Source organism: Pantoea sp. JZ29 (assembly GCF_035190385.1).
In the GTDB taxonomy this organism is placed as follows: domain Bacteria; phylum Pseudomonadota; class Gammaproteobacteria; order Enterobacterales; family Enterobacteriaceae; genus Pantoea; species Pantoea stewartii.
In genome coordinates this window covers 49,050-63,824 of record NZ_CP045243.1, presented here as the reverse complement: position 1 = coordinate 63,824, position 14,775 = coordinate 49,050, and the positions used below count along the sequence as shown (strand labels likewise).

The 14,775-nt window shown below is 46.2% G+C and carries 15 protein-coding genes and 1 pseudogene; 10 read left to right on the top strand and 6 right to left on the bottom strand.

Annotated features, from left to right (window positions below; genetic code table 11):
• The first annotated feature begins 230 nt into the window (after positions 1-230).
• Positions 231-671, top strand: coding sequence for a cell envelope integrity TolA C-terminal domain-containing protein (locus GC090_RS22080; protein WP_324022173.1), 441 nt, complete (start codon positions 231-233; stop codon positions 669-671).
• 270 nt (positions 672-941) lie between these two features.
• Here GC090_RS22080 and GC090_RS22075 read toward each other — a convergent pair whose 3' ends face one another.
• The 6 genes and pseudogenes from GC090_RS22075 to GC090_RS22050 all read right to left on the bottom strand — a co-directional run bounded on the left by GC090_RS22075 (position 942) and on the right by GC090_RS22050 (position 4,173).
• Entirely contained in the window at positions 942-1,469 is a 528-nt protein-coding gene (locus GC090_RS22075) for an SMI1/KNR4 family protein (RefSeq protein WP_324022171.1), read from the bottom strand.
• A gap of 15 nt (positions 1,470-1,484) precedes the next feature.
• A complete protein-coding gene (locus tag GC090_RS23325) occupies positions 1,485-1,826 on the bottom strand; it encodes an HNH endonuclease (protein ID WP_416381894.1) in 342 nt (113 codons plus the stop codon).
• 36 nt (positions 1,827-1,862) lie between these two features.
• Positions 1,863-2,324: pseudogene (locus GC090_RS22065) on the bottom strand (RHS repeat-associated core domain-containing protein); the annotation flags it as partial.
• Positions 2,325-2,688: 364 nt separating this feature from the next.
• Positions 2,689-3,090, bottom strand: coding sequence for a VOC family protein (locus GC090_RS22060; protein ID WP_324022169.1), 402 nt, complete (start codon positions 3,088-3,090; stop codon positions 2,689-2,691).
• Positions 3,091-3,392: 302 nt separating this feature from the next.
• The gene (locus GC090_RS22055; protein WP_324022167.1) at positions 3,393-3,665 is read right to left on the bottom strand and encodes a hypothetical protein; all 273 of its coding nucleotides are present in this window, start codon (positions 3,663-3,665) and stop codon (positions 3,393-3,395) included.
• The gene (locus GC090_RS22050; RefSeq protein WP_058702417.1) at positions 3,643-4,173 is read right to left on the bottom strand and encodes a DUF2778 domain-containing protein; all 531 of its coding nucleotides are present in this window, start codon (positions 4,171-4,173) and stop codon (positions 3,643-3,645) included. The genes GC090_RS22055 and GC090_RS22050 overlap by 23 nt, the downstream gene beginning before the upstream one ends.
• Positions 4,174-4,380: 207 nt before the next feature.
• On the opposite strand from GC090_RS22050, the gene GC090_RS22045 reads away from it, so the two are divergent.
• From GC090_RS22045 to GC090_RS22005, 9 genes are all read left to right on the top strand, one after another.
• Positions 4,381-4,812, top strand: a complete 432-nt coding sequence (locus GC090_RS22045) for a hypothetical protein (protein WP_324022164.1) — start codon at positions 4,381-4,383, stop codon at positions 4,810-4,812.
• Between the two features lie 44 nt (positions 4,813-4,856).
• Complete coding sequence (locus tag GC090_RS22040) at positions 4,857-5,141, top strand: hypothetical protein (RefSeq protein ID WP_205951030.1); 285 nt, start codon at positions 4,857-4,859, stop codon at positions 5,139-5,141.
• A gap of 672 nt (positions 5,142-5,813) precedes the next feature.
• Entirely contained in the window at positions 5,814-6,356 is a 543-nt protein-coding gene (locus GC090_RS22035; protein ID WP_324022162.1) for a DUF3916 domain-containing protein, read from the top strand.
• 466 nt (positions 6,357-6,822) lie between these two features.
• A complete protein-coding gene (locus GC090_RS22030; RefSeq protein WP_324022161.1) occupies positions 6,823-7,716 on the top strand; it encodes an ABC transporter six-transmembrane domain-containing protein in 894 nt (297 codons plus the stop codon).
• A gap of 124 nt (positions 7,717-7,840) precedes the next feature.
• Entirely contained in the window at positions 7,841-9,031 is a 1,191-nt protein-coding gene (locus tag GC090_RS22025; protein WP_324022159.1) for a macrolide efflux RND transporter periplasmic adaptor subunit EtsA, read from the top strand.
• Entirely contained in the window at positions 9,028-10,968 is a 1,941-nt protein-coding gene (locus GC090_RS22020) for a MacB family efflux pump subunit (protein ID WP_324022158.1), read from the top strand. Before GC090_RS22025 ends, GC090_RS22020 begins: the two co-directional genes overlap by 4 nt.
• A 3-nt stretch (positions 10,969-10,971) precedes the next feature.
• Positions 10,972-12,342 carry a macrolide efflux RND transporter outer membrane subunit EtsC gene (locus GC090_RS22015; RefSeq protein ID WP_324022156.1) on the top strand — a complete coding sequence of 457 codons (1,371 nt, stop codon included), beginning with the start codon at positions 10,972-10,974 and terminating at the stop codon, positions 12,340-12,342.
• A gap of 328 nt (positions 12,343-12,670) precedes the next feature.
• A complete protein-coding gene (locus GC090_RS22010; protein WP_324022155.1) occupies positions 12,671-13,360 on the top strand; it encodes a hypothetical protein in 690 nt (229 codons plus the stop codon).
• A 185-nt stretch (positions 13,361-13,545) separates the two neighbouring features.
• A complete protein-coding gene (locus GC090_RS22005; protein WP_324022153.1) occupies positions 13,546-14,676 on the top strand; it encodes a polysaccharide export protein in 1,131 nt (376 codons plus the stop codon).
• The last annotated feature ends 99 nt before the right edge of the window (positions 14,677-14,775 follow it).

Here is a 14,775-nt window from a genome sequence, read left to right as displayed (position 1 = left end):
CCTCAGTTTCGTTCTCAGCGGGCCACCCTCGGAAAGGACTTTAGGACATTTCAATACGTCAGAGGCAGACATCTAAAAGTTGGCACTATAAGAAAGTGCTCATAACATAGATTGTGTTAAATATGCCTGTTTTCCTGAAAATATCTGATGGGACCGCCGCCGTTATGCCTAGCTGTAAGTTATTGACCTGCTGTGATATAACTGGCAAAACATTACTCTGGGATTAGAAAATGAAAAAATCAGTTGGCGTTTTTCTCGTCATAGCGTTGACCGGTTGTGCAATGACACAATCAGACCACAGCCAAACAAACTACAAACCGTTACCAGCCTCAGCGCCCGCATCGGAGAGAATCGCGCAGATTAAACATAAGTGTGAATCCGAGAACCATTTTGAGGGCGATAAACAAGAAGTTAATATGTGGCTGTGTGAGTATACCAACGCCGTTTTGTCTCAGTTTTATGACGTCAATTCCTACGCCGGTAAGTATTGCAATGTACGAATTAAGCAACCCGAAGGGCAGATGCCTGTTTCAATAAAATCTGAGGGTGGCGATCCTGGACTCTGTTCAGCGGTTATCGGTGTTATCAAAGAAACGATCAAGGCTGGCATATTCCCCAAAATGCCAAAAGTTCTCGGCGGCGAGGTAGCGTCGAGATTTGAGCCGAATTGATTTAATCCAGAAAAGATAACCCGCTACGGCGGGTTTTTTTATGTCTGAAAATTGAGGTGAACCGATGGAGCAAAGTAAACAAAACAGCGGCCGCGGTCGCTCACGTCTAACCAAAATCATGTTCACTAAGCATGGGGCCTTTGAACTCCCCCTAGCTTAATTTACCCAGACAGACCGTTTACGCCTTTTCCGACTCACCTCTTCTATAGTCCATCTCTGACACTGTCAGCATCCCTTTAGCACAGCAATAAGGGTGCTGGCACAGAGTAGTTATAACCCCTGAGAAACGCTCATTCCTTTCCGGATTGTCTGTGCCGCCAACATATCAAAGAATTGCTGAAAAGTGCTGGCAACCAGGTACAGGTGCTGGGTTTCTTCTTCATCTTCATCAGCAATGGAATAATCCTGTTTAACATCTTCCAGATGTAAACAGGTCCTGTCCCAGTAATAGACACCTGACTGTCCGCCTTCAGTTATCAGAACACAGTAATTACCGCCGGGATCCGCACCGATGATGACAGCATGTTCAATGAACGACAGTTCATCAAGAAGTTCGTCATTCATAGTGGAAAGGTCAAAATACATGTTGCTCACCCCGTGACCGAACAGCACATCGAATGATATGAAACCATTATCAACCTTATCGAAGGGTATGTTGCAGTAGTCTGGTGACTTAACCCTGAACCCGTTATATGTTTTGAGAAAATCAGAGTAATCGTCGGGGAAAGTAACTGAAGATTTTTTAGCGAGATTATCAATATTCGTCTCACCAATGCCCGTACCAGTAAAAATAGCCACTTTCTGCTCCTGAGCTTAACAATTGGGTTTTCGCTTGATTGCAGATACCCCCCTGTGTCTGAACCGTTCGTGTATGTCCTTTGGCACTTCCTGCATTGTGACGCCATTTTCATGATGGTGCCAGGTATTCACGCCATAATTTGCCCCGCCATTACCCGCTCTGGCATCGGCTTTACCAAAGTCTCCGGCTGGTCCTTTATCGTGATTGCCTTTTAAATCCGGAACATCCACGCTTTGTATAGCGTAAGGTTTAAAATCAGGGTATCCGTCTGGATAGCGTACCACGTTACCTTCCCAGTCCTGATAAACCCACGTTCTGGTGTCTTTTTCCTGCCGGACCGTGCCACCTTTACCCATCCATTTAGACATATCTGGTGAGTTCAGCGGTTTTCCGGTAAGGCCTTGGGGGGCAATCCATTCCTGCGGATTAGGCGAATACTGGTAGAGGTTCAACCCTCTCTTCAGCCCTATCGGGTCCTGTACAGTAAACCGGCCGGTCTGTGGGTCGTAGTAGCGGAAAAGGTTGTAGTGCAGGCCTGTTTCCCTGTCAGAGTACTGACCCGCGTAGCGCAGTGGCTGGTGTGACAGCGTTGCGTTTTTCACCTGACGCAAAAACCCTTCCGTCTGGTAATTAACCTCACCGAAACTGCCGTAATGTCCGCTCCAACGCAAATCCCCGCGTTCGTCAGTCACCTCCAGTGGAGCACCGTTAATGTCGGTGCTGAACCAGTATATCTGGCCATACCCCTCATACTGATGGTGGTCTATACGGGCCAGCGGACTCCAGGTTTCAACGGGATCGTAAATGTAGGTGCTGCACTGGCCGCTTTCGTCAATCTCCTGAAGCAGACGGTACCGCATCAAATCTTAAAGGGGAGAAGCTTCCTTTTTTGTATCTTCATTACAAACGTATGCGTACTATCTACGAGTAAATATGTCTTCGGGGCAAACTTAAAATGGTGGCCGATGTTAAAACTGATTCACTGGTGTTATGGCGTCCTGAAGACGGGAACTGCTTATTGTGACAGAGGCCCCATGCTGCGTTGAATACCTGACTCAGGTTAAGTTGACACTTTACTGACCGAAGTGATGATGAGGGTAATCGGGCTTAGTCCGCTATGAGCGAAAAACGGACTTCAACATGATGGCGACCGTCAAATGCGGTCAAATTAAACATGACAACCCGGACACGCATCATAAAAGCGCATTCTCAAATCTGTCAGGGCTGCACGTTCTGGTAGAGATCCCAGCGGTTGCCGTAAATGTCCTCAAACACCACGACCATTCCGTAATCCTCCTCGCGCGGCTCATGGCAGAAGTGGACACCCTTCGCCTTCATGGCGTTGTAGTCACGCCAGAAGTCGTCAGTCTGCAGGAACAGGAATACCCGTCCGCCACACTGATTGCCGATAAAGTCTTCCTGCCGCTCGTTTGAAGCACGGGCCAGGAGAAGATTACAGTCGCTCTCTGGGTTCGGCGTCACCACAACCCAGCGCTTGCCAGGCTGCGGCGTGTCTTCAACCAGCGCAAAGCCCAACTTGTCGGTGTAGTACTCAATAGCGCGGTCATAGTCGTCGACCACGATGGCCACATAACCCATGCATCGTTTTTGCGTTCTCATTTTTGCTCCATCAGGGTTCAGATACAGCTGTCTTAAAACAACTTTCTAACACAACCTAACTCTACTAGCTGCATAGATGAGGCCAGAATAATAACATCCGCTTATGGCACAAAGCGGACTGATACACTGGCTTAAGTCCGCTATGAGCGAAAAGCGGACATTAGAAGTTATCCAACACTAAATGAAGAATTGCTACTGAGGCAGCGAATTAATTTACAGGGAGCAGGTCACTGAAGAAAAACGCAACCGTAAACAAGCACGGGCAATATCGCGGTTACTAAAACAGTTTAACAAAGCCAATTTCAGGTGGCTTTTAGCTTCCTGACCACCATTCGTATCAGGCCGAACAGAATCGCGGCGTATAAGGTGATAACCGCAAGCAGAGCAAAGAAGGTCACGGGATCGGTGCCAGCCTCATAAACGTCAGCCTGGTAACGGCCAAAAACCAGATGAGAATGGTCAACAATCCACGCCGTCAGCGAATAGAGCGGCATCCCGTAACGCGACATCATAAATGCCACTACGAAGCACAGTGCGAACCCCGCCGCTTTCTTAACGAATCTTGCAGTCTGCAAAGTTGCTGTCTCCCTGAACGTCAACGTAGCCATAGGCCATCAGCCCGTTTCGCGACCCGGGCACGCGGATCTTTTGTGTGCGTAACAGTGCCTGCCTGACCGTGTAAAAGTCAGTGCGCCGCACAAAGGTAATACATCCCTCACTTTCTCCTGAACCGTCCGGCCGTAGAGGGTGCAGGCGAAAACCGCCACGTGCCACGCCGTTGATGAATATCGAGTCAGTCATAGTCTGCGAATTAAACAGCGCAAACCACTCTGAATGGTCTGAGTTATTCCAGAAATCAACAACCCATCCCCTGATCTGGTTTGCGATACTGCCTTCGGGCCGCGGGACAATCCAGTAACGGCCAACCGGAATGGCACTGTTCGGCAGGTAAGCGCAGTTGGGATCGTTGGTGTAGGGTTTCTGGCCAGAAAAGACCGGAAAGTTACCCACGCCGTAGACCTGCAGCTTTGCCTCGCCGCCCCCCTTTGCCAGGTCGTTGTAGCTCATTGTCATCTTCAGCATGAAACGCTCCCTGTAAGTTGTCAGGCCGATGCTATCACTCCTGCAGAGCAAAATTAACGATCGGCCTCCGGCTTTGTCACCCAGTATCACCCGTGTCTGCCCTACGTCCGGATTTACCATAACATCCCATCAGTGACGGCTTCCAATATTTAATATAGGAGTTCGTTTGCAACGTCTGTTTTTGGCACAAAGCGGACTGACGCGGGAATGAAGTCTGCTAAGAGCGATCTGCGGACATTGCTGACAGTGTTCTGTATGAATCAACGGGGAGCAAGCAGGTCACGGTCTGCAACGTGTTCCTCTTTAAAGTTATTTCTGTTGCACGCCGCCTTCATACTTTCTCTTGTGCCGGACGGCGCGTTACAGCTTCCCTCTGGGGCGCTGTTCTGCACCCGCGCCATCCGGCCGTCCAGTCAAGTTCTCACTGCGCAATTTAATCAGGTCGATTTTTTCAAACGGGTTCTTCTTAAACAAATTGATTTTCAGAGCCTGGGCAGTTCCTCAGCTAAACAGATTCAGAGCCTGAGCAGCGTCAAAGGTGGCGACAAGCTAATCAATATCCACCCTTATACAGCTAAACCGTTTCTGTTTGTAGGTATGACAGCATTTCATTCATCATCAATTTGTACGCTGCTTTAAAACGAACAACTCAGATGCATAACCCGAAACGTAAGGATGTACCTATGTCAGATACCGACGACGAGATTGAAAAACTGCAGAATTACAGTACGGTGCTCCGCAGTGCCGTTCTGGACAGCAATGAAATGCTAGGTTTAGGCATTGAAGTGCTCACGCTGGTCAAAAACGATATTGATAACGGCGCAGCTAAAAACATGGAAATTCAGACGCAATATCAGGTTAGACAAACGCTGATGTACATGAAAGAGCATAAAAAACAAAATGAGCAGTTCCGAGAGGACGGAGACCCGCCACCACGCAACTTCCAACAGATCGAGCATCCTTTTTAAATGAATGAGCGCCTGCGGGCGGTTTTATGACATTATGCAGCGCTATAGACTTGCTCATGGCCGACAATCTTTACCCTTTACTGTGATGAGAAAAATCTTTAAGGCGCTTTTCCTCCAGCTACTTTCAAGAGCATTTACTCCGGAGAAATTACGCCTTTGTGACCGGCTCCCCGTCAATCATAACAGAGTGGTTCTGGCTTCTTCCGCTAATGGCACTAGGTGGACGATCGGCGCTGAAGGTTCGCTCTGAGCGAAAAACGGACTTTAGGATGATATGTAAGGTAACATAGAAATGAAAATCTAATAACGGATGACACTTCCAGTGAAAGAAAACAATTGCCTGACCTGTAATCAGCCAATGAGTAAGACACCAGACACATTGAACTTTGACTGTGGCGGAGACTGTGTAAGTTGCATGGCTTGGTATGGCGATCCAGACGCATTGGAGGTGGTTGAAAGACTTACAGATGAAAAATTTGATGTCCGTGGACATCGATAGCTTTCATGTAAGGTTGAAAGTCAGCCATGAGCGAGGAGCGGACATAAATTCTCATAAGCCGATTGCGATGCGTTAAATTGCAGACTTAACAATAAGCTGAACACTTTAGGATAGAATGCTCTTGTATAGGGGCAGAATGTGAGCCGTTCAAGCAGCTAATAGGTACATTATTCATGAGTAGACGACTTAACAGAGATCATAGAACCAAAGTCAGAAATATTCCCCGACGCATAAAAGCCCTTAATCGTTGGGCTGGTACTTTTCATAGCCCTGAACGTAGCATTTTTCCAGAAGAAGAGCATTACTGGAATTTCAAAATTCCAGTAGAAATAAATCTCGTTCAGGGGAAATACAGTACGCTAAAAACCAAAGCAGCTTGTGCACAAGCTTTAATTAATGCCTGTTCAAACCTCATAACGGCTACTGCCAGTATGAATTACAGCCCTCGAATTACCGCTGTGGTATGTCTTCCAGATATGTTTACAAGTGAGGTCTGTCTTTATCGCTCCGAAGAATATTATCAGAGCTTCATAACTGAAGATCGTTCTGAAAATGGTGCTTCTGCTTTGATCAAAGAACGTAGCCTTGCTGCTGAATGGGGACTCGTTCTGCCAGATAACGTACAGGAAATAGGCATCACACTCGAATATTATGGAAGCGAGGATCGGGATGAATGGTTCACGGGAGAACGCTGGTATTATGGCCAGGTGATTTAAGAGAGCTTCATCCATTTGATTAAAAATAAGGCACTTATAAAAAGTGATGTTACTTTTGTCTAACGTCTAGTTCTGGCACAAGGCGGACGGACGGCGCTGAAGGTCCGCTATGAGCGAGAAGCGGACGTCAGCATTCACCGATTTTTAACATCAGGATGACTGGTAATTAGTTTCTGCCGATAGCCTTCCAGCAAGGTGTTCTTGCTTCAGGATGCAAACGGAATAAGCAAAAATTTATATTCTTACTTCTGTAAGCAGAATCTCTTTAAATTTTCCTATTCAACGGATGATGATTTCATAGAGTCGTTTTATGCTTCGTCTTATTTATGGTTACCTTTGAAATTTTCTGAAGCTTGTCGAGATAGTGGAATTTTTTCTATCCACATATAGTCCATAAAACTAACATACGCTGTGCAACTCGCTGTAGTAGACTGAATCATTAGTTTAAAATTTTTTAATAAAGAATATGCTTAACAATAACACTGATGGTCAGCCAGGTTTTGCTGGAGTTAGCCGGACTCTTAAGTACCTCGCTATCCGGCACAAAAAAAAGCTGTTTATCACTTTCTTCTTTGTGATTGCTGAAAATGTAACTTTTTTGCTTTATCCGGTTTTGGCAGGGGTAGCAATTAATGCCATTCTGGAAGGTAATACAATCCGTGCGGCTATGTATGGTCTCATGGTGCTCTTTATCTGGCTTATTGGTGCGGTAAGACGAAGCATTGACACGCGAACATTTGCACGAATCTATGCTGGCCTGGCTGTGTCAGTGGTTCTCGCGCAGCGAAAATATAATCTGAACCACTCTACGATAGCGGCCAGGGTTACATTATCCCGCGAGTATGTGGATTTTTTTGAAATGCATCTTCCGATGCTTGTTACTTCGGTAATATCTCTTTTCGGCGCTGCAATGATGCTGATGTTCATCGAATTCCGTGCCGGTGTTATATGCTTCGCGATTGTCGCAATTCTAATGTGTTTTGTATCCGGCTATTCTCAGAAGAATGAGTCGCTATTCAGACGCCTTAACAATCGTCTCGAAAAAGAAGTGGACTATGTTCGCAAGGCCTCACCAAGTTTACTGGGGAGACATTATTCTGTCCTTGCTCGTATGCGTATTGCATTATCAGACCGAGAGGCAGGCGGATACCTGTCGGTAGGTTTACTCGTGGCGCTGCTGTTCACAATGACTATCGTGTTGATGAGTCACACAAAGGGAATCAATGCAGGACATATTTATTCAGTAATGACTTACATGTGGATGTTTGCCACAAGTCTGGATGATGCGCCGCAACTTCTTGAAAAGTTTTCTCAACTCAGAGATATCGGTAAACGGGTTACAACCGAAGAGACATATTAACAAGGCGGCAGTGCTTAGCCGTTAAATTAAACTTTTTTAAGCATTCATATACGCATTCTGTCAGAAACGCTGTGTTAATACATTTGTAAACCTGAGATTGCCCGACATTTTTATAAGGGTTTATATGTTATCAAAAAAATTATCCTCTTTACGCATAAAGGCCCTTACTGCGTTGTTGAGCATGGCAGTCATTGCGATGCTGTTCTTTTTAATGCGAAGTCCGAAAGAACCGGAGTATGTCACCATACCCGTGCGTAAAGGGAAGATTGACAATTCGGTGCTGGCTACTGGTCGGATAGATGCGATTGAGCGTGTCAACGTCGGGGCACAGGTTTCGGGACAGGTTAAGTCTCTTAACGTCAGGCTTGGCGATCGTGTCTTAAAAGGTCAGGTCATCGCCGACATTGACGATTTACCCCAGCGAAACGAACTGCGTAACGCGGAAGCTGCACTGAACGTGGTTAAAGCGGATATTCAGGCTAAACAGGCATTATTAAAGCAAGCCGAACTCCGTTTCAAACGTCAGAATGTCATGATGAGAGCGGATGCAAGCTCTCGTGAAGAACTTGAATCTGCTGAAGCAACGCTTGCCACCACTCGTGCAGAAATGCTCTCGCTCCGGGCGCGTCTTGTTCAGGCGCAGATAGACGTTGACAAGAAAAAAGTCGATTTAAGCTATACCCGCGTTATTGCGCCGATGGATGGTATCGTCATCGCGATAGTCACAAGGCAGGGACAGACAGTGAACGCCAGCCAGAGCGCTCCGACTATCATAAAGCTTGCCAGACTCGACAAAATGACTGTACGCGCACAAATCTCTGAGGCTGACATCACCCGCGTTACTGTCGGTCAAAAGGCGACCTTCACGATTTTTTCTGAGCCAGAAAGACACTACGAAGCCACGCTGCGTACCGTTGAGTTGGCTCCAGAGTCCGTGATGAAAGACGATACACTGGCTAACAACAGTCAGACCTCAGGCTCAGGTACTTCTAACGCCGCTGTCTACTACAACGCACTGCTGGATGTACCCAATCCGGAAAACCATCTGCGTATTGCCATGACCGCCCAGGTAAAACTTTTTACTGGTACACCGCAAAAAGCTTTTCTGGTACCAGTCCAGGCCATTCAAAAGGTTGGTGGAAATAAACAGCATGTCCGCGTACTGAATGATGACGGCAAAGTCGAAATTCGCGAAGTAAAAACCGGAATAACAAACAATATTGATATCCAGATCCTTGAAGGTTTGAATGTTGGTGAAAAAGTTGTGCTTTCACACAAAGAAGACAGTGCGTCCCAGGAAGGATTCATGCTTTGAGAAAGGTCATTGAACTCAGAAATATAAGCCGGACCTACCTCAACGGCGGGCAGTCACTTACGGTTCTAAAAAACGTAGACCTGACTATCACTGCCGGTGAAATGGTGGCCATTATTGGTGCCTCAGGTTCGGGTAAATCTACGCTGATGAACATTATGGGTTGCCTGGATGTGCCTGACTCCGGGAATTATTTTATAGAGGGGCAGGATGCTGCCTTACTTTCACCAGATGAGCTGGCCAGAATCAGGCGGGAACATATTGGATTTATTTTTCAGCGATACCATTTGATGCCAGATCTAACCGCACTGGGCAACGTTGAAATTCCGGCTATCTATGCCAGTAAGAGGCGTGAACAGCGTCGTCTGAGGGCCAAAACACTTTTAGGACGACTTGGGCTGAAAGGCCGTGAACACCATAAGCCCGGCGAATTGTCAGGGGGCCAGCAGCAACGTGTCAGTATTGCCCGCTCACTGATTAACGGTGGTGAGATTATTCTTGCGGATGAGCCAACGGGAGCGCTGGACTCACGTTCAGGACAGGAAGTCCTGACCATACTCTCTGAACTTAACCAAGCCGGCCATACTGTCGTCATAGTAACGCACGATATGAACGTGGCACAGCATGCTCAAAGAATTATAGAACTGCGGGACGGAGAAATTATCGCCGACACTGGCAGTTGCGTGAATACAACGACGCTAATGGAGCCTCATGACCGAACCCGGCAAAGTCCCTGGCAGAGTATGCTTGATCGCCTGCGCGAGTCTTTGCGTATGGCAATGAAAGCAATGAACGCGCATCGTTTACGGACGACTTTGACTATGTCCGGAATTGTTTTCGGTATTGCGGCAGTTGTGTCTGTGGTTGCACTCGGAGAGGGGGCAAAGCAACAGACACTACAGAATATCAAAGAGCTGGGCACCAACATGGTGAGTATCTATCCGGGCAAAGATTTTTTTGACGACAACATTGATGGTATACGCACACTTGTTCCGGCTGATGCTGAAGCACTGGCTAAGCAGCCATTTATTGACAGTGTGAGTCCAGAGGTGAGCGCCTCGGACACCATCCGATTTCTTGGTAAAACGGCAATGGCCACTGTCAATGGAGTCGGACGTGAGCATTTTCGCGTTAATGGTATCCAGCTTTTACAGGGGGCCACTTTCAGTGACGACAGTAGCGCACGACAGGAGATCATCATTGACGAAAACGCCCGCAAGGCATTGTTTGATGCGGCCGGATTAGAGGCTCTCGGTCAGGTCGTGTTATTGGGTGCAGTACCTGTGCGTGTCGTAGGGATCGCCAGAAGCACCAATCGTGGTTACGCACCCAACCGTATCACTGTCTGGATGCCATACAGTACGGTGATGTACCGGATGACGGGTAAACCCATACTGACAGGTATCAGTGTCCGGCTGGAAGATAATGTGGCTAACCAGGCAGCAGTCAGTGCTATCTCAGACTTGCTGGAACAGCGGCACGGTGTAAAAGACTTTCAACTCTTTAATTCTGAACAGTTCAAAAAATCTGTTGAGCGCACCTCAATGACCTTCAGCATTCTTATTTTGATGGTTGCCTGTATCTCTCTGATGATAGGTAGTGTTGGCGTGATGAACATCATGCTTGTTTCTGTGACGGAACGTACACATGAAATTGGCGTCCGCATGGCCGTTGGTGCACGACGTGGCGATATCATGCAGCAGTTCATCATTGAAGCCGTGCTGGTATGCCTTACTGGCGGGGCAGCAGGTATCGTGCTGTCTTATTTTGCAGGTACGCTGTTTACAACACTTGCCGACGGAATGTTTACTGCGGTGTATTCATGGAGAGTAGCCGTTATTGCGTTCTTGTGTTCAACACTGATTGGCTTGATTTTTGGATATCTGCCTGCACGAAAGGCTGCAAGGATGGACCCGATCGTGTCACTGGCCAGCGAGTAACCTGTGAAAAGAATATTATTACTGGCACTGTGCCTGGTGGCCTTACTGTGTGCGGGCTGTACGAACAGGCTCACAAGCCAATATCGCATGCCTGTTCTGGATTACCCAGTTGGCTGGAACCGAGTACAAACTAACGAGGATCCGGCACCGTTTGACTGGAAAGCGTTTAACGATCCCCGACTGGAAAACTGGCTGCATAAAGTTTTGGCAAACAATGATGATGTGGGACTGGCTGTGTTGCGCGTTTATCGCGCAAAGCTTGAAGCAGAGAGGATTGGCGTTGTCAGCTCACCCGGCTTAACGGCAACCCTGAGTGTAAACGGCACAAAAAATCTCGACGGGGCAACAGAGCTTGAAAAAAGGAGCTCCTCCAGCCTGAGTACGCTATACGAGCTGGATTTATGGGGTAAGATTGCCCGTCAGAAAGATGCTGCTCTTTGGGCTACTCAGGCCACAGAAGCAGATTTGCGTGCTGCACGACTTACGCTGCTCTCAGAAGCAAGCAAGAACTACTGGCGTATTGGTTTAATCAGTCAGCAAATAAGCTCTCTTCAGCAAAGTATTACCTACGCCAAGGAGACATTGCGCCTGGCGACGGCCCGATATAATGCTGGTGCGGCGTCATTGCTGGATGTGGTGGACGCCCGGCAGAGTCTGCTTAGCCAACAGAACAGGTTTACAGGGCTTCAGAACGAACTCAGTACGACGCTGAACCAAAAGGCTGTGCTGACAGGGACAGCACCAGACAGTAACGAGGTTGTACCAAAAAATCTGCCTCAGGGAGATTTACCGCAGATCAGAAACAATATACCAGCCAGTGTCTTAATGAACCGGCCTGATGTGGCCGCAAGGGAATGGCGCGTAAGAGAAGCGTTGGCTACTGTCGATGTCAGACGAGCAGAATACTATCCCGCAGTCAACCTGACCGGTTCACTTGGAGGCAGTAGCAGTTCACTGCTGTCGTTTCTGCAGAACCCTGTGGGGGTAACAGGTGCAACCCTTACGCTGCCTTTCCTTGAGTGGCGACAAAGGGGACTGGACGTAAAGATTGCCCGCAATGACTACGAACAGAGGCTCATTGAGTTCAAACAGTTGTTGTATATAGCGATGAGCAGTATTGAAGATGCTCTTTCTCAGCACAGTCAGTTGCTGGCCCAGCAATCAATGCTTCGCGAAGGACTTGTACTCGCTCGTCAGTCAGAGCGAATCAACGAGGTGCGTTACCGTCAGGGTGCCGTGAGAATCTCATTTTGGCTTGATGCTCAGGAAAAGCGACGTCAGACTGAATTGTTGCTGGACGAAAATCGTTTTAACCAGTTACAGAACCTGGCGAAAATTTATCTGGAATTTGGTGGTAGTCCTGATTTTCCGTGAAAAAATTCTGAAAGAGTCTTTTTTAAAAAAATTTTATTAAATTATTTAACGTAAGTCAGTAAGCAAATGTGGGGTTACTGGTTCTGGCGTGAAGAAATCTCGGACTGGATGATGGGATTGGAACCGTGACGAAAATATTACAGACATCACCTTATGAAAGTAAAGTCGTTACAATAAATACTTACATGAATTTTCCAATGCTGAAATGCTACACTTCAGATTCATTAAAAATCTGAATAACCAGTTTTCAATACATTCTATGGACGGAATGGTTGTAATGAAACTAATCACTATATTTTTTGTGGTTAAATTATAAAATGGGATTACCATGAAGTGCCTGATTGCTTTTCCGCCTTTATTTTTCATTGCTCTTTTACTCACTGTTGTGCATTCTTTTTGCTTTTCCATTGAAAGCAATAGTAATCAGGAAAGTCCAGTCTTCAGTCGCCACTACGATGGCCTACACGAATCGTTTATCCCGGTTATGAATGTGATTCAGTCTACCAGAGTCATGGCGTTTGGAAGGAATGGTGTACAGAACAGTTGGGCGGATAATACCTTTACAAAACCTTATCAGTTACATATCAGCCCTGAACATATTTATTTCCGCAAAAACCCTTGCATGGTCGAAAGTTGTGATGATAAGCCAGGAAAGAATCGGATTAACCGCACACAGCGATTAGCATGTTTAAATAAAATTAGCGCTGGACAATTTGAGTTAAAAAAAAGGTCCTTCAGGCACTCAGGAGAAGCATGTACAGACAGGGTTGTGACAAAAGTCTGTCGCACAATTAATTCTGAATTTGTACTGTTTATCGACCTCGAAATCAGATGTGAACATCAGCCGTTCTTTTTCATTGCGGACTGGGATGATTTTGAGGGGGGCTGCTTTTCTGACATAAAGAAAATTATAAAGCGCATGGCTAGATTTTTAAGTGAACAGTTCACCATGGCGGAAGCAAGAGCTCCTGAGTCCTTACACCCGATCCTTTCCTCTTCAATAAATTTAAGTCAATAAAAACATTTACCATCTGTGAAAATGTGAATTCTGGCATTCAAAACTAAACGTAACCTAAATTTAGCCCGCAATAGGACATTACCGATTCCAAATGAAGGTCGTACTGTGTTTCAATTTCACTCCCGTTCAAAACCATCTTCGAGAAGGCCTAAGCACTCTTCGAATCTCAGATATAAAATTATGGAATGATTTTGTTAAAGAAGCTCCCTTTTCTACTAATACCCGCACTGCTTTTGACAGGATGCATTTCTTTTACAGGAAATTATCTTCCTGTAAAGGATAAAAATCTCATCATGCAGCCGGATTCAGACTATGACTTTAACAAGTATGTTAGTGTAATACCGCTGACGCCTGCTTTTGTACGGAGCCTTAAGCCATCACCGGTTATGGCGAGGTCTGACAAACCGCTTCAGAAATTAATCGATGAATATGAATACCGGATAGGCGTAGGAGATATTATTTTTGTCACTGTCTGGGGACATCCAGAGCTCACCACTCCTGCTGGGCAATATCGCAGCCCGGATGAAAATGGAAATCGCGTAGATTCTCAAGGTTTCATTTTTTATCCTTATATTGGCAGAGTTGAGGCTGGAGGCAAGACGCTGCAACAGGTCAGTAAAGACATCAGCTTCCGTCTAGCTAAGTATATTGACAGGCCGCAGATCGATGTGAAAATTTCCTCTTTCAGATCACAGAAAGCTTATATTACTGGCGCAGTGAAGAAACCGGGCCAGCAGGCAATTACTAATATACCTTTAACGGTATTAGATGCACTCAATGCAGCGGGCGGACTGAGTCAGGATGCGAACTGGAAACAGGTCATACTCACGCACAAAGGCCATAAAAAAATACTTTCACTACAGAGTTTGCTGCAATATGGTGATCTGACTCAAAATGTAATCTTGCATTCAGGTGATATTTTGCACATCTCTCATAATGATGAAATGAAAATATTTGTTCTGGGAGAAGTTAAAGAACAGAAGACACTGAAGATAGACCGCAGTGGGATGACTCTTGCAGAGGCTCTGTCAAAAGCAAGTGGAATCGATGAAAATGTGGCAAACTCTACAGGGATTTTTATCATCCGTAAAAGTAAAAGTGCTTTTTCAGGCAAGAGCGTTAATATTTACCAACTTAATTCAGAAGATGCCTCTTCAATGGTCATGGCAACAAATTTTTCACTTGAACCTGACGATATTGTCTATGTTACGGCGACCCCTTTATCAAGGTGGAACCGTGTAATTCAGCAACTTGTTCGTTCTATAGGTGGTGCATACAACGTTACAAAAACAGTCAAATACCTTAAAACCCTTTAACTCTCTGAGTTCTAATCGGGCTAAGAGCAGAAGCATAACCGAGGCACAGACTGTTTCAAAATTATAAAAGTCTGTGCCTTAGTTGGTAAATTAATACTG

What these genes read in the sequence shown, in the direction of transcription:
- GC090_RS22080 (WP_324022173.1), top strand. Translation starts at nt 231, where the DNA reads ATGAAAAAATCAGTTGGCGTTTTTCTCGTCATAGCGTTGACCGGTTGT.
- GC090_RS23325 (WP_416381894.1), bottom strand. Translation starts at nt 1,826, where the DNA reads ATGGGTAAAGGTGGCACGGTCCGGCAGGAAAAAGACACCAGAACGTGG.
- GC090_RS22060 (WP_324022169.1), bottom strand. Translation starts at nt 3,090, where the DNA reads ATGAGAACGCAAAAACGATGCATGGGTTATGTGGCCATCGTGGTCGAC.
- GC090_RS22050 (WP_058702417.1), bottom strand. Translation starts at nt 4,173, where the DNA reads ATGCTGAAGATGACAATGAGCTACAACGACCTGGCAAAGGGGGGCGGC.
- GC090_RS22045 (WP_324022164.1), top strand. Translation starts at nt 4,381, where the DNA reads ATGAAGTCTGCTAAGAGCGATCTGCGGACATTGCTGACAGTGTTCTGT.
- GC090_RS22040 (WP_205951030.1), top strand. Translation starts at nt 4,857, where the DNA reads ATGTCAGATACCGACGACGAGATTGAAAAACTGCAGAATTACAGTACG.
- GC090_RS22035 (WP_324022162.1), top strand. Translation starts at nt 5,814, where the DNA reads ATGAGTAGACGACTTAACAGAGATCATAGAACCAAAGTCAGAAATATT.
- GC090_RS22030 (WP_324022161.1), top strand. Translation starts at nt 6,823, where the DNA reads ATGCTTAACAATAACACTGATGGTCAGCCAGGTTTTGCTGGAGTTAGC.
- GC090_RS22025 (WP_324022159.1), top strand. Translation starts at nt 7,841, where the DNA reads ATGTTATCAAAAAAATTATCCTCTTTACGCATAAAGGCCCTTACTGCG.
- GC090_RS22010 (WP_324022155.1), top strand. Translation starts at nt 12,671, where the DNA reads ATGAAGTGCCTGATTGCTTTTCCGCCTTTATTTTTCATTGCTCTTTTA.
- GC090_RS22005 (WP_324022153.1), top strand. Translation starts at nt 13,546, where the DNA reads ATGATTTTGTTAAAGAAGCTCCCTTTTCTACTAATACCCGCACTGCTT.